General features: G+C 58.9%; 17 protein-coding genes. All 17 read left to right on the top strand.

The window, feature by feature from the left end; genetic code table 11:
• Positions 1–2 precede the first annotated feature (2 nt).
• The 17 genes from DKY63_RS25695 to DKY63_RS25780 all read left to right on the top strand — a co-directional run bounded on the left by DKY63_RS25695 (position 3) and on the right by DKY63_RS25780 (position 13,202).
• Positions 3–521 (top strand): hypothetical protein, encoded by a 519-nt coding sequence (locus DKY63_RS25695; RefSeq protein WP_110966682.1) that lies wholly within the window; start codon positions 3–5, stop codon positions 519–521.
• 3 nt (positions 522–524) lie between these two features.
• On the top strand, positions 525–1,136 hold the full coding sequence (locus tag DKY63_RS25700) for a phage baseplate assembly protein V (RefSeq protein WP_110966683.1): 612 nt from the start codon (positions 525–527) through the stop codon (positions 1,134–1,136).
• An 11-nt stretch (positions 1,137–1,147) separates the two neighbouring features.
• Entirely contained in the window at positions 1,148–1,480 is a 333-nt protein-coding gene (locus DKY63_RS25705) for a phage baseplate protein (RefSeq protein ID WP_110966684.1), read from the top strand.
• Positions 1,477–2,472: a baseplate J/gp47 family protein gene (locus DKY63_RS25710; protein ID WP_110966685.1), complete on the top strand. Its 996-nt coding sequence runs from the start codon at positions 1,477–1,479 to the stop codon at positions 2,470–2,472. Before DKY63_RS25705 ends, DKY63_RS25710 begins: the two co-directional genes overlap by 4 nt.
• Positions 2,469–3,104 carry a phage tail protein I gene (locus DKY63_RS25715; protein WP_110966686.1) on the top strand — a complete coding sequence of 212 codons (636 nt, stop codon included), beginning with the start codon at positions 2,469–2,471 and terminating at the stop codon, positions 3,102–3,104. The genes DKY63_RS25710 and DKY63_RS25715 overlap by 4 nt, the downstream gene beginning before the upstream one ends.
• Positions 3,105–4,898, top strand: coding sequence for a phage tail protein (locus DKY63_RS32730; RefSeq protein WP_239499327.1), 1,794 nt, complete (start codon positions 3,105–3,107; stop codon positions 4,896–4,898).
• Positions 4,882–5,337 carry a phage tail assembly chaperone gene (locus DKY63_RS25725; RefSeq protein WP_239499328.1) on the top strand — a complete coding sequence of 152 codons (456 nt, stop codon included), beginning with the start codon at positions 4,882–4,884 and terminating at the stop codon, positions 5,335–5,337. Before DKY63_RS32730 ends, DKY63_RS25725 begins: the two co-directional genes overlap by 17 nt.
• Before the next feature lie 97 nt (positions 5,338–5,434).
• The gene (locus tag DKY63_RS25730) at positions 5,435–5,644 is read left to right on the top strand and encodes a hypothetical protein (protein WP_110966688.1); all 210 of its coding nucleotides are present in this window, start codon (positions 5,435–5,437) and stop codon (positions 5,642–5,644) included.
• A gap of 2 nt (positions 5,645–5,646) precedes the next feature.
• Positions 5,647–6,813, top strand: coding sequence for a phage tail protein (locus DKY63_RS25735; RefSeq protein WP_110966689.1), 1,167 nt, complete (start codon positions 5,647–5,649; stop codon positions 6,811–6,813).
• Complete coding sequence (locus DKY63_RS25740) at positions 6,813–7,319, top strand: phage major tail tube protein (RefSeq protein ID WP_110966690.1); 507 nt, start codon at positions 6,813–6,815, stop codon at positions 7,317–7,319. The genes DKY63_RS25735 and DKY63_RS25740 overlap by 1 nt, the downstream gene beginning before the upstream one ends.
• A 156-nt stretch (positions 7,320–7,475) precedes the next feature.
• Complete coding sequence (locus tag DKY63_RS25750; RefSeq protein WP_110966692.1) at positions 7,476–8,060, top strand: phage tail assembly protein; 585 nt, start codon at positions 7,476–7,478, stop codon at positions 8,058–8,060.
• A 128-nt stretch (positions 8,061–8,188) separates the two neighbouring features.
• Positions 8,189–10,360 (top strand): phage tail tape measure protein, encoded by a 2,172-nt coding sequence (locus DKY63_RS25755; protein WP_110966693.1) that lies wholly within the window; start codon positions 8,189–8,191, stop codon positions 10,358–10,360.
• A complete protein-coding gene (locus DKY63_RS25760) occupies positions 10,360–10,743 on the top strand; it encodes a phage tail protein (protein ID WP_110966694.1) in 384 nt (127 codons plus the stop codon). The genes DKY63_RS25755 and DKY63_RS25760 overlap by 1 nt, the downstream gene beginning before the upstream one ends.
• On the top strand, positions 10,736–10,948 hold the full coding sequence (locus DKY63_RS25765; protein ID WP_110966695.1) for a tail protein X: 213 nt from the start codon (positions 10,736–10,738) through the stop codon (positions 10,946–10,948). Before DKY63_RS25760 ends, DKY63_RS25765 begins: the two co-directional genes overlap by 8 nt.
• A 9-nt stretch (positions 10,949–10,957) precedes the next feature.
• The gene (locus DKY63_RS25770) at positions 10,958–11,974 is read left to right on the top strand and encodes a phage late control D family protein (protein ID WP_110966696.1); all 1,017 of its coding nucleotides are present in this window, start codon (positions 10,958–10,960) and stop codon (positions 11,972–11,974) included.
• Between the two features lie 146 nt (positions 11,975–12,120).
• Positions 12,121–12,684, top strand: coding sequence for a glycoside hydrolase family 19 protein (locus tag DKY63_RS25775; RefSeq protein ID WP_110966697.1), 564 nt, complete (start codon positions 12,121–12,123; stop codon positions 12,682–12,684).
• The gene (locus DKY63_RS25780; protein ID WP_110966698.1) at positions 12,666–13,202 is read left to right on the top strand and encodes a lysis system i-spanin subunit Rz; all 537 of its coding nucleotides are present in this window, start codon (positions 12,666–12,668) and stop codon (positions 13,200–13,202) included. The genes DKY63_RS25775 and DKY63_RS25780 overlap by 19 nt, the downstream gene beginning before the upstream one ends.
• Positions 13,203–13,264: the final 62 nt, after the last annotated feature.

Genomic DNA, 13,264 nt, shown 5'->3' on the forward strand with positions numbered 1-13,264 from the left:
TTATGGCCCTAGTGATCGAAAAACCTTCGCAGCTTTTTGCCGCGATTGTCGCTGCGCTGCGCAGTTCACCATTGAGTATCAATGTCGGCAGTCGTGAGGATTTCATCGATGCAGGCGATCAGCCATGGGTATTGGTCGCCATTGAACGTAACGCAGCGAATGACCGCGCCAGTGATGGGCGCATCGCCCACGTGCTGACGATTTCCCTGCAAACCGTGACGCGTCCCGCATACCCAAGCCTTGCCGCCTGCGACTTGACCAGCGCACTCAAGAATCTGGTCACGGATAACCGATGGGGATTGTCGGGCGATCAATGTGATCTGCCCGCGAACCTGGACGCGATCCCGTCTTCATTGATCAACGGCACACAGGCGTTCCCTGCATGGACCCTGTCCTTCACCCAAACACTGTATTTCGGCACACCGCTGCTGGACGACCCCCTGGGCACGCCCAAATTCGCCCGCACCTGGGAAGTTTCGGACATCGACGACCCGGACCAATACACCGAACTCGAGGACTGAGCCATGTTCGATGCACTTTTACGTCTGCAGCTTGGCCCGATCATTGAACGCCTGGCGGAAATGGAGGCCGAGCTCGAAGACCTTTACCGACGCACTGACAGTCTGTGCCGGATTGGCGTCTGCCAGGAGGTCGATGCCGCGAGCAATACATGCCGGGTGCTGCACGGCGAATTGCTGACCCCGGCCATTCGGTTTTTCAATCCCAGCGCCGGGGCGCAAAGCGAATCGCGGATTCCCTCCATGGGAGAGCAATGCCTGCTGCTGAACCATGGCGCCGGCGAAAGCAGCGCGCAATCCGTTGCTTTATTCGGGCTCAACGGCAATCGGTTTCCCCCGCCCTCGACACAAGCATCGCTGACGCGTCGCCTCTATGGGGACGGTACGGAAAGCAGTTACGACGATGCCAGCCATGCGCTGCACTGGAAGAACGGCCCGGCCGCGTTCAACGGTAATCGCGAATCGCTCGACTTGAGCATTGGCCCGGCACACCTGGCAATGAGCCCTCAATCCATCGAATTGCAACTGGGCACAGTCGGTATACGGCTGGATGCGTCCGGTGTGCACCTGAGCGGCCCGTTGGTGGATCACCAGGGCCGCGTGATCAGCTCGGCATAAGAGTATTTCCAATGATAGGAATCGACAGAAACACCGGTGCGACCGTCGACGACTGGCCGCAGTTTGTGCAGCGCGCTACCCGGGCGCTGACCACACCTTTGGGTACACGCCAGAAGCGGCCGTTGTATGGCTCTGCCATCCCGGATCTGTTGGGGCAGAACCTGGGCGACGACGTGCTGATCCTGGCCCAGAGCCACGCCGCGCAGGCGTTCTATAACAGCCAGAACGGCATCAACGATTTCAAGCCGCAGGTCATTGTCGCCAGCCGTCACGGCGCGGGGTTGCTCCTGCGTTTCGCTGGCACCTGGCAAAACCGGAATCAGACGTTTGAGGTGGTGACATGAGCATGTTGATACCGGGTCAGAATCAACTGACCGAGCCGGAGATCGTCACGGTCGAAGCGTTCGAGGATCTGCTGGCTGAGTTCAAGACCTTTGTCGTCGAGTACGTCGGCGCCCGCGCTCCGCAGAGCGCAGCGAAACTCAAGGTCAGTCTGGAGAACGAAAGCGAACTGTTGACCCTGGCCCTCGAAGCGTTTTGTGTGCGCCTGCAATTGCACGAGCGCAAGTACAACGCTCGCATCAAACAGATGCTGGCGTGGTGGGCGACGGGGAGCAATCTCGATGCCCGCCTGGCAGACATGGGGCTGGAGCGTCAGTTGCTCGACCCCGGCGACCCGGCGGCGTTCCCGTCGATTGCGCCTGTGTACGAAAGCGATGATGACGCGCGGTTGCGTTATTACCTGGCGCCCCACGCACCGGCTGCCGGCTCGCGCATGCAGTACCGCCGCGAGGTGTTCACCCTTGGCGAGCGCCCGATGGTGAGGGTTGATTCCGCCGCGGCAGGCCAGGTGACGGTGACCTACACATTCGCTCCCGACGGGTTTGCCGCGCAAGTCAAGGATGGCAACGGACGGCGCACGACACCGGGTGACGTCATGGTTACGGTGCTATCCCGGGAGGGAGATGGAACAGCCTCCGCAGATTTGCTCGACGGCGTGCGCCGGCACTTCGATCGACCTGATGTGCGGCCGGAAACGGATCGGGTCACGGTGCAGAGTGCACGCATCAAACCCTACAGGATTCGGGCAACTGCCAGGATCAACTCCGGTCCCGACTCCGGTTTGACGAAAGTCGCTGCGCAGCAACAACTGCAAGCCTATGCCGACAGCTGCCATCACCTTGAAGGAAGAGTCGATCCGAGCTGGATCGACTACACACTGCATGGCGCTGGTGCAGTTCAGCTGGAGATTCTCGAGCCGCTGGCGCCGATTGTGGCGACGGCCTTCGAGGCGCCTTACTGCACCGGCATCGAGGTGGAGGTGCTTACGCTATGAGTGACTCTGCCTCTCGCCCGAGCTTGTTACCCGCCAACAGCAGCGCACTGGAAAAGGCACTCGACCTCGGGTTCGGCGACTTGCTTGATCGCATTGCGCCGCCGTTTCCCGAGTTGATGGACCCGACCACCACACCCTTGGCGTTTTTGCCCTATCTCGCGGCGGATCGGGGTGTCAGCGAGTGGAGTACCGAAGCGGTTGAGGCGGAAAAGCGTCTGACCGTTGAACTCGCCTGGCCCACGGCACGCCGGGCCGGTACACGACAGGCGCTGGAAAACGCCGCCAAAGGCTTGCGCCTGATACCTGAAGTTCGCGCCTGGTACGAGCAGGTGCCACCGGGCCAGCCCTACAGCTTTTCCGTCAGGGCCTTCACCGAACAGCCTTACAGCGAAGCCATCGATGCCCGTCTCGACCGTCGGCTGGCAGACGCCAAAAGTGAACGCGACACCCTGTCCGTGTCTGTCGGCTTGAGTGCCTTCGGCAGCCACGTCATCGGCGCATCGACGGTGTGCGGCGAGCTGACCACGGTTTTTCCCATCGTCATCGAAGGGCTGGAAGTGTCAGGCGATGTCTTCATGGCTGCCGGACTCTACAGCGTCGAAACATCCACTATTTATCCTCAGGGGGCCTGAATGGCTGACTATTACACCCTGCTAACCAACGCAGGGATTGCCTACGAAACCGCCTGCAAGGCGGCGGGCACGCCAATCAAACTGTCGCAGATTTCGGTCGGTGACGGTGGCGGCGCGGTCTACAACCCGGCGGCGACCGCCACCGCGCTCAAGCGTGAAGTGTGGCGCGGGCCGCTCAATGCGCTGTTCCAGGACGATAAGAACCCGAGTTGGTTGCTGGCCGAGGTCACGATTCCGCCTGAAGTGGGCGGCTGGTATGTGCGTGAAGCCGGGCTCTGGACCGACACCGGGATCTTGTACGCCATCGTCAAATACCCGGAGTCGTTCAAGCCGGTATTGGCGACGTCGGGGTCGGGGAAAGAGTTCTACATTCGCTCGATTTTCGAGACCAGCAATGCGTCGTTGGTGACGTTGTTGATTGATGACACGGTGGTCAAGGCGACGCGGGCGTGGGTTGTGGACTATGTGGCTGCAGAGTTGAACAAGCTTGACGCCAAACAATCGGTTCGAGTCGCGACCACGGCCAACATGGTTTTGAGTGCACCCCAAACAATTGACGGCGTGGCGGTAATCGCTGGTGATCGAGTACTGGTTAAAAACCAGACATTGGCGAAAGACAATGGTTTGTATGTTGTAGCCAATGGTGCCTGGTCGCGGTCGGAGGATGCCGACAGCAGTGTGGAAGTGACGTCGGCCCTGCAGGTTTCAGTTGAGCAGGGGGCAACGCAGGCTGACACTCGTTGGCAGTTGGTAACCGATGGGGTGATTGTTCTGGGTACCACGGCATTGGTCTTCCAGAACGTGACTTATGGTTTTGCTCCATTGGCATCACCCGCCCTCGTAGGTGTGCCCACCGCACCAACGGCTGCATTGGGCGCCAACACCACGCAAATCGCCACTACTGCGTTTGTCCAGCAGGAAATGGCCGCGGACCTGGCAACCATAGCGCCGCTGATGGATGGTGCGGCGGCAGTCGGAACAAGTACCAAACTGGCGCGTGAAGATCATCGGCACCCTATGGATACGTCGCGGGCACCCTTAGCCTCGCCCATCTTCACCGGAACTCCAACCGCTCCGACCGTCTCCCGATTTGATGCAAGTCTTAAACTGATGAACGCGTCGGCAGTTGCCAGTCGCGGCCACCAATTCTCTGCGTTCAACGCCTTTTCCGGCGCGCTAACAGGGGTTGTCTCGCATGTTGGTGGCGTTGTGCATTGTTCCGGTACAGGCCCCAATTCCTACAGTTTGCCTGACTCGACGGCCAATGTGATTCCGGCGGGGGCAACCGTACGAGTGCAGAATTGGGGTGTGACTACCCTGGGATTGGCGATTCAAGGCACCGATAAAATGCAGGAAAACATCGACGGGTCATGGACGACCACAACTCGCTCGATTCCTCCCGACACCTTTGTTGATTGCCTCTATATCGGCAACGGTCTGTGGTTACTCACCGGGCCTGGGGTATATGGGAAAACACGTTCATTCGGCGCATCGTTCAGTGACCTGGCCGGTTATCAGAAATTGCCAAGCGGGTTGATCATTCAGGGAGGGTTGGCGAGTAATGTCGGGCAGGCGACCAATGGCCCGGTACCTGGGCCAGTTCAGGATCTGACGTTTCCGGTGACCTTTCCGAATGCTGTTCTTTGGTGGGCGGTAAGCATGGGGTTTACGACCATGACCACGAGTTCGTCTTTTGCTCCGGGAATGTTGCCGTTATCGACGTCGATCTTTCGGGTTCAGAACAATTACACGGCATCTGCGGGAATGATTCGGTGGATTGCAATTGGATATTAAGGAGGCGCCAATGTTTTTTTGCTCTAAATCGGGTGGGTTCTACGATCCCGCAATAAATGGTTCGGCTATTCCAGAAGGGGCCGTTGCAATCACTCGTGATGAACACGCAGCACTGCTAAAGGGAAATTCAGAGGGAAAACGTATAGGTAGTGACGACGAAGGCCGTCCATTGTTGTTGGATCCTTTGCCGTTGACTGGAGATGAGTTGGCGGTCAATGCGCGAGCTTGGCGTGATGGTGAGCTGGATCTATCTGATCGAGTAGTCAGTCGGCATCGCGACGAAACTGAAGAGGGAGTAGTGACCACATTGACCGCCGAACAGTACGCTCAGCTTCAGATTTACCGCATGGAATTGCGCAATTGGCCAGCGTCCAAGGGCTTTCCCTTGATAGAGCATCGGCCCTCCGCGCCGGCCTGGATCTTGGACCTTCATAAATAAACGCCCCGCACCGTCGGGGCGTTTTCTTATCCGCCAAACAAGCCCCCCCCCAACAGCCCCTTACCCAAGGGGCTTTTTCATTCATGGAGTAACACAAATGGCAGAACGCCAAACCTACACCGTGCTCGTCCCATTCCCCACGGGGCGTGGTCACTGGTCGAGCATCGGCCAGGAACTGCAATTGCTCGACGTGGAGGCCAGTGCGTTGCGCAGCGCCGGTCGCCTGGAGCTGAAAAAGACCGAGGCTGCCGAGTCGGCCTCTCCATCCACTGCGGCCAAAAAGGCCGCTGCCAAGAAGGCTGAATAACCATGGCTGAGGTTTTGAACTTCGAGCACAACGGCATCACCGTCAATGCCACCGAATCTCCCGAGGCCATGGGTGGCCTGGGGGACAACGTCATCGGTCTGATCGGCACCGCGCCAAAGGCCGATCCACTGATTCCGCGCAACGCGCCGTTCCGCATCAACAGCTTCACCACCCAGGCGCTGCTCGATCCGACCGGCAGCGAGGAGGGTACGCTGTATCACGCGGTGTTCCAGATCCTGAAAGTGGTCAAGGTGCCGATCTACGTGGTCATTGTCGAAGAGGGCGATACCCCTGCCGACACGCTGAACAATGTCATTGGCGGGATCGAACCGCTGACAGGTCGCAAACTCGGTCTCGCCGCGTTGAGCGGTGTAGCTGAGGACCTGACCATCATCGGTGCGCCGGGCTTCACCGGTACCAAGGCCGTGGCTGGCGAATTCGCGTCCTTCGGCAAGCGCATCAAGGCTCGTGTGGTGCTCGACGGCAAGGACGCTGCAGTCGCCGATCAAGTGACCTACAGCCAGGAACTGGGCGGCGCGGAGCTGGGTTTCGACCGCTGCCTGCTGGTGCACAACATGCCGTCGGTGTACTCCAAGGCCGCGAAGAAAAACGTGTTCCTGTCGCCGTCGAGCCTGGCCATCGCGGCCCTGGCCAAGGTCAAGCAATGGGAAAGCCCTGGCAATCAGGTGACCTACGCCGAAGACGTTTCGCGGGTGGTGGAATACAACATCCTCGACACCTCCACCGAAGGCGATCTGCTCAATCGCTACGGCATCAGTTACTACGCCCGCACCATCCTCGGTGGCTTCTCGCTGCTGGGTAACCGCTCGATCACCGGCAAGTTCATCAGCTATGTGGGTCTGGAAGACGCCATCAGCCGCAAGCTGGTCAAGGCCGGTCAGAAAGCCATGGCGAAGAACCTGACCAAGTCGTTCATGGATCAGGAGGTCAAGCGCATCAACGACTGGCTGCAAACCCTGGTCGCCGACGAAACCATTCCCGGCGGCAGCGTGTACCTGCACCCGGAATTGAACAGCGTCGAGAAGTACAAGAACGGCACCTGGTACGTGGTCATCGACTACGGTCGCTACGCGCCGAACGAGCACATGGTTTATCAACTCAATGCCCGCGATGAAATCATCGAGCAGTTCCTGGAGGACGTTCTCTAATGTTTACCAACCGCGTAAGACAGGCCATCGCGGCCACCCTGCAAGGCCTGCCGTTGTCGGCGACGGTGGAGGAGTTCACCCCGCCGAAAATCGAATTCGATATGGAGCCTCAGTCCGGTGGGCGTTTCATCGCCGAGGAAATGGCCAAGAGCGGTAAGGTGCTGGGAGCCACTCTTGTACTGCAAGGTGCTGGCCCGGAAATTTTGCTGGCATTGGGTGTGAAACTGGGTGACGACATTCTGTTGAATGTGCGCGAAGCCGGTCAGGATCAGGATGGAAATACCTGGTTCACCTATCACACTGTTGGCGGCAAGCTTAAATCCCTCGCTGAAGCGAAGTTGAAGATGGGCGACAAGCCCACTACCACGCTTGAACTGTCCTGCCGCACTTACAACCGCCTGGAAAACGGCATCCCGGTGATCGACATCGACGTGCGCACTCAGAAGTTCGTGCTCAACGGTGTCGACATTCTCGGCGACGCCCGCCGCGCCGTCCTGCTGCCGTAACACTCAAGGCGCAAAACCTGTGGGAGCGAACCTGCTCGCGAAAGCGGTGTATCTGTCTGCGGTGATGCCGGCTGGCAGTTTGCATTCGCGAGCAGGCTCGCTCCCACAAGGAACCTGGCAATTCGCCCCTCATGTGAACCATCAAGGAATTCATTCATGTCCTGGACACCTCCTGTTCATGACCTGCTGTCGCCAATCACTTCCGACGACAATGTGCAGATCGAACACATCCAACTCAAACCCTTGTACTACGCCGCACAGAAAGAAGCCCTGGCCCGTGTGGGCGACGATGAAGATGACCAGTTTTTTGAACTGGCGCTGCTGGCCACCGGGCTTTCGGTCAAGGAACTCGACCAACTCAAACGCCCGGACTACGTGAGCATCGCTCGATACGTACACGAGATGTCGACCTTGCCGGCCTCGCACTTTCTCAAGCAAGCCGCCGATGGTGAACAACCGTCGACCGACCCCGATGCCGTGACGTTGCTGCAACCGCTCGCCGTCGCGGGACGCACCTTGACCGAACTGACCCTGGAAATGCCGGCATTGCGTGCCACCAAAGCGATGAAAAAACTCAAGACGCCCAAGGAGCGTGCCGAGTTCATCACCGCCCATTGCACCGGCCTGATGATCCCCGATCTGGCCCTGTTGACCGTGCCTGACTGGACTCAATTGCAGGTGCGTATCGACGATTTTTTAAATCAACCGGCGGCCTTCTTTCGGAGCGCGACATCGAAGTGATCCTCGATGTGGTGCCGCTCATTTACCGGGTAAGTGAGACGGAGATTCTGGAGTGGGACGTCGCAAAGGCGTTGCGCCGCTACGACATAGCGATCACTCGCCTTGGCGTGAAACAGGAGTAGAGCGGCATGGCAGACACAAAATATTCGCTCATGAATGCAGGCATCAATGCCGCAGAGATGACGCTCGGTGAAGTCAGCCAGGGTGTCACTGTAACGAACAGTGCACCAATCAATGGGCTAATTCAGGCACTGATCACGTCCAGCCTCAAGATCGGCCTGCTGACCTCGGCTATCGAGTCGTTGAATCTGACGCTGTCGTTGCAACGTTCGATGTTGAGGGCACCAGTTGCAGATGCGAAAAATGCATCAGTCAGTGGACAAACAGCGGCCGATAAATCGCCAGGTCGCATTGAGCCACCCGACATGCTCAAACCGGCAATGGCCATGGATTCGGCATTGGCAGACTTGCGCAGTGTGGCTCAACTGACCCGACCTCAGAGCGATGGCATGGGGCAGTCAAACCTGCAAATGGCAACTACCCCGATGGTGGCGGCTGGGGGTACCAGTGCGGTTGATTTGACAAGACTCGAAAGCCTGGCCGCCAGCGCTGGTATCGGCAAAACACTTGCGAATACTTCGGACAGGCAGTTTGAATTGCTGCATTTCGCCAGCGATGCCGCAGTGACTGCGGCAGCGTTCAAGGTACCGGCCCTGGAGGTCGGTGAAATGATGGCCGGTTGGCGTACGTCCATGAAGCTCAGCGGTGTTGAGGCATTTGATCTGGCGGACGCCACCCATCATCTGGGCAAAATACCCGGTGTTGCGCAAGCAGCTGACATTGGGGCGGTATTACAGCGTCACGGTAGTACGTCCGCAGCAGCAGGCCTGATGCCCGAGCAAGCCGCGGCACTCACGGCGGCATTGCTGAACACCGGGACGCAAAAGGCCGATGCCGGCAGCGCATTCAAGAGCATCATCACGGCTCTGGGCAAGGGCGATCAGGTATCAGTGAAGGAGCGAGCGGCCTGGGGTCAATTGGGCATTGACCCTCGCGAAGTGGCGAGGCTTCTGCGCGATAAGGATCAGGCTCCGGGCGCCGTGATGTCGGTGCTGGCGGCGCTGAACGCAAAGCCTGTCGAGAATCGCTCGATGCTGGCGACAACGCTGTTTGCCAACGGTGATGAAGCGGCGCTGCGACTGTCGCAAAATCTTGCGGATTTGAATGAAGCTTTCTGGCAGGTGAAGGACAAACGCCAGTACGCCACTTCCGAGCTGGGAGACAAGGGTTCCATCAGGCAGTCGGCATTGGCGCAGTCCAATACCCGGCAAGGGCAATTGAACATCTTCAACGCACAAAGTGATCGTTTGTCGACAGTGACTGGCGATGCACTGGCCCCTATATCGGATATCGCGCTTTCCTCCCTCGGTTCATTGGCCGACAGCCTGAGTAATTTGGCCAAATACAGTTCGGCAGCCACCGCTGTCATCGTGGTGGCCGCTGCGGCAGTGAAGTCGCTGGTGGGTTGGCTGTCCAAGGCAGTCGTGGATGAGATGTCCAATCGAGCGGCCAAGCGGGTATTGGGTGGTGCGGCGGCCCGTCTCCGTCGCCGGTCTGGTGGCGTGCCTGCCGAGGGCCTCAGGGGTGAGTTTCACGCCGGTACGCAGGAAATGAACGCAAATCCGGGTACCGGTTCTACCGATAAACTGAACAGTTTTTCAGGCGGGCGAGAAGTGCGGGCCCCCGGCGCACGTTATGCGCTCAGTCCTGTTGCTGCATTGCGTCCTCTGGCTGGCAAGGCGTTTGGCCCGCTGAAGATCATCAGCGCCGTCGCTGACGTGACCGAAGGGGTCGTTGCCGGTGACGCCCGCATGGTCGGTGCGGGACTGGGGGCTGCCGGTGGCGGTTGGGCCGGAGCTTCTGCCGGCTCGCTCGCAGGCGCTGCATTGGGCAGTTTCGTTCCTGTTGTCGGCACGGCTATCGGCGGGCTTCTTGGTGGGCTGATCGGTGGTTGGTTGGGGAGCGAGTCCGGTGCGTCTCTCGGGGCGAAGCTGGCGACCCCGGCAGCCGATCGACTCGGTTCGCCCGCTCAGGTCAGCAACGACCTGACCAGTACCCGCACGGACAATCAACCCATTACGTTCAATTCCACGATCCAGATCAACGGTCAGGATCTGGCCAGCGCCAGGGAGTTGGCGAATCTTGTGGTGCAAACGACGCTGGGGCAGTTGGGCCAGCTCATGCCGACCAACGCCCTCGCCACACGACGTGATACGGCCCTGACAGATGGAGCGGTTTGATGAAACAGCAAATGGCACTGGGCAGTTTCATTTTCGGCCTGTCCAGAAATTTCGCTTACAGCACTCTGCAGCGTAAGTCTGACGGGGGCTGGATGAACATCGACATCATGTCCAGCAAACCCAGGTCCAGCCAGACCGGTCAAGGCTTGCAGAGCCTGATCATAGGAGGCAAGTCGATGTACGCGCTGGCGATGGAACGCCTGGATGAATTGCGTGCCTTGCAGGCGTTGCGAGTGCCGTTGCCGTTGGTCGACGGGATCGGTCGCAACTGGGGCCTGTGGCGCATCAGCAACCTGACGGAAAACCAGAGCCTGATCATCGATGACGGCACGGCGATGGTGATCGATTGGACGATCGAACTGACGGAGTACACCAATGCGTAGAGTCAGAAGCATTGCCGGAGATTCTGTGAGTTTGCTGCTATTTCGGGAACTGGGTCGCAGTGACGATGCGGTGGAGGAAGCGCTCTGGCGACTCAATCCGACATTGGCGGAGCAGGGGGCCATATTGCCGGCGGGTGTCTGGGTCAGCCTGCCGGAAATTGATTCCCGACCCATTGTGACCCGGCCTATTTCGGCCTGGGATTAAGGAGGCTCCATGGCGCTTGGATTCACCCCGGCAGTGGAAATTTATGGTGCCAACGCGACACTGCTCAACGAACGTTTGATCGACTGGCAGCACATCGACGCGGCAGGAATCGAATCCGATCAGTTGACGCTGACCATCGATCTGCATGGATTGGAGGGACTTCCAGATCTGGGTGGGAAAATCGGCTTGCGGGTCGGTTATCTGGAGACGGGAATGGTGGATAAAGGCGAGTTCGTGATCAGCCGGCGTACACCCAAATTGTTTCCCCTCACGCTGACACTCGTGGCCACGGCAGCGCCCTTCAGGGCGGCGGACGAAACGGGTTTCAAACTGCGTCGGTCCGTCAGCCATGGCCCGACAACACTCGGCGCGCTGTTTCGTCAGTTGGCTTCGCGGCACGGTTTTTCTCCCCGTGTCGCGCCCGATCTGGCCTTGATCAGGATCGAGCACATTGATCAAGCCAACGAAACCGATATGGGGTTTCTGACACGTCTGGCCTGGATTCACGACGCGGTGGCCAAACCGGTCAACGAACTCTATGTGCTGGCGCGGCGTGGGCAAGCCAAATCACTGTCGGGCAAGGTACTGCCCAATGTCAGGCTATCAGTGACGATGAACAATCGTCCGGATGACCACGCTTTCATCGCCGCGAACCTGGATGAGACCGCCCGGGCGAAATATCAGGGTTGCAAAATGAGTTGGTGGGACGCTGCCGCTGGCAAGGAGCGCATTGTCGAAAGTGGCATTGCGCCTTTCAAGAGTATGCGTCGGCGTTGTCAGAATGCAGAGGAGGCCCGGGCAGCCTGTGAGGGCGAAGTTCGCAGGATGATGCGTGAGGCACTTAAGGTGAACATCGATTGTCCTGGCAATCCCGCTCTGTCCGCCGAAGGCATCGTGGTGCTGGACGACACCTGGCCCGATTTCATGCGTGGGCGCTGGTCAATCGACAAGGTCACGGCCAGTGGCAATCGAAAAGACAGCTATCGCTGCAAAATCGCGGCGACTTGCCTGGGCTCGCCGACATAACACGACGCAACAATTGCAGAGTCCACTCACACGGGGTGTGGCTGTAACTTCGTGCTCAACAGGGTTGTTAGTCCGAGGAAACTTACGAACGTGATTGCCGGGCAATCCCAGGCGGATGGATCCTCCATAACTCATCGGAGCGAGCGATGTATCTTACCGAACAGCAGTTACTCAAGATTTTCCCCGACGCCCGCTCTCAAGCGGGCGTTTTCATTTCAGTGCTCAATAGCGCCATGGCCCATCGCAACATCAATACGCCCTCGCGCATTGCAGCCTTTCTCGCTCAAGTCGGCCACGAGTCGGGGCAATTGCGATACGTGCGTGAGCTGGGCAGCGATCAATACTTGAGCAAGTACGACACCGGCTCGCTGGCTTCCCGGCTGGGCAATACCCCGGAGCCTGATGGCGACGGTCAACGTTATCGCGGTCGCGGCCTGATCCAGATCACCGGCCGCAACAATTATCGTCAATGCAGCCTTGGGCTGTTTGGTGATGAGCGTCTTTTGGCATCGCCTGAATTGTTGGAACAGCCGCAGTGGGCCGCTGAATCCGCGGCATGGTTCTGGGAACAGAATGGCCTCAATGAGCTGGCCGATCGTGATCAGTTCAACAGCATCACTCGCCGTATCAACGGCGGGCTGAACGGGCTGCAGGATCGCTTGCAGCTCTGGGCGCGGGCGAGGGCGGTGTTATGCCAGTCTTCGGTTTGATGCCTTTCGCTTATCGGTGGGTTGGTGCTGCTGTGATGCTGGTCCTGTTGACTTGTGGCTCGGCGGCGCTGGCCTGGAGGGTTCAGGACTGGCGATACGGTCGGCAATTGGCAGATCAGGCTCGATTGCACAGTGAAACTCTGAATCAACTGAACCTGGTTGCAGCGGCGCAGCAACGAGCCGAGCAGAGCAAGCGCCTGGCCCTTGAGCAGCAGCTGTCGGCCAGCGAACAAACCCATTACCGAGTGTTGAGCGAGGTTCAACGTGATCAGGATCGCCTGCGTGATCGTCTTGCCACTGCTGATGTGCGGTTGTCAGTCCTCCTCGATGCCAGTGGCGCAGCTTCAGTCGGTGCAGTGCCAGCCGCCTCCAGCGCCGGCGGCGTGGGTCCTGGCGCCGTACGCGCCCGACTTGACCCGGCGCATGCTCAACGAATTATCGCCATCACCGATGCGGGCGATCGCGGATTGATCGCTTTGCAGGCTTGTCAGGCTTATGTGAGGGCGCTGATCCGCTAACATTTTGATCGGCCCTGTAACTTGCAAGCGCGATGCGCTCGTGTACGGTAGGTCTAATTGCG

Source organism: Pseudomonas putida (assembly GCF_003228315.1).
GTDB lineage: Bacteria > Pseudomonadota > Gammaproteobacteria > Pseudomonadales > Pseudomonadaceae > Aquipseudomonas > Aquipseudomonas putida_S.

Excerpts from the sequence above, each read along its gene's own strand:
- DKY63_RS25735 (WP_110966689.1), top strand. The coding sequence starts at position 5,647 with ATGGCTGAGGTTTTGAACTTCGAGCACAACGGCATCACCGTCAATGCC.
- DKY63_RS25770 (WP_110966696.1), top strand. The coding sequence starts at position 10,958 with ATGGCGCTTGGATTCACCCCGGCAGTGGAAATTTATGGTGCCAACGCG.
- DKY63_RS25700 (WP_110966683.1), top strand. The coding sequence starts at position 525 with ATGTTCGATGCACTTTTACGTCTGCAGCTTGGCCCGATCATTGAACGC.
- DKY63_RS32730 (WP_239499327.1), top strand. The coding sequence starts at position 3,105 with ATGGCTGACTATTACACCCTGCTAACCAACGCAGGGATTGCCTACGAA.
- DKY63_RS25710 (WP_110966685.1), top strand. The coding sequence starts at position 1,477 with ATGAGCATGTTGATACCGGGTCAGAATCAACTGACCGAGCCGGAGATC.
- DKY63_RS25740 (WP_110966690.1), top strand. The coding sequence starts at position 6,813 with ATGTTTACCAACCGCGTAAGACAGGCCATCGCGGCCACCCTGCAAGGC.
- DKY63_RS25730 (WP_110966688.1), top strand. The coding sequence starts at position 5,435 with ATGGCAGAACGCCAAACCTACACCGTGCTCGTCCCATTCCCCACGGGG.
- DKY63_RS25755 (WP_110966693.1), top strand. The coding sequence starts at position 8,189 with ATGGCAGACACAAAATATTCGCTCATGAATGCAGGCATCAATGCCGCA.
- DKY63_RS25780 (WP_110966698.1), top strand. The coding sequence starts at position 12,666 with ATGCCAGTCTTCGGTTTGATGCCTTTCGCTTATCGGTGGGTTGGTGCT.
- DKY63_RS25695 (WP_110966682.1), top strand. The coding sequence starts at position 3 with ATGGCCCTAGTGATCGAAAAACCTTCGCAGCTTTTTGCCGCGATTGTC.
- DKY63_RS25705 (WP_110966684.1), top strand. The coding sequence starts at position 1,148 with ATGATAGGAATCGACAGAAACACCGGTGCGACCGTCGACGACTGGCCG.
- DKY63_RS25775 (WP_110966697.1), top strand. The coding sequence starts at position 12,121 with ATGTATCTTACCGAACAGCAGTTACTCAAGATTTTCCCCGACGCCCGC.
- DKY63_RS25760 (WP_110966694.1), top strand. The coding sequence starts at position 10,360 with ATGAAACAGCAAATGGCACTGGGCAGTTTCATTTTCGGCCTGTCCAGA.
- DKY63_RS25750 (WP_110966692.1), top strand. The coding sequence starts at position 7,476 with ATGTCCTGGACACCTCCTGTTCATGACCTGCTGTCGCCAATCACTTCC.
- DKY63_RS25715 (WP_110966686.1), top strand. The coding sequence starts at position 2,469 with ATGAGTGACTCTGCCTCTCGCCCGAGCTTGTTACCCGCCAACAGCAGC.
- DKY63_RS25765 (WP_110966695.1), top strand. The coding sequence starts at position 10,736 with ATGCGTAGAGTCAGAAGCATTGCCGGAGATTCTGTGAGTTTGCTGCTA.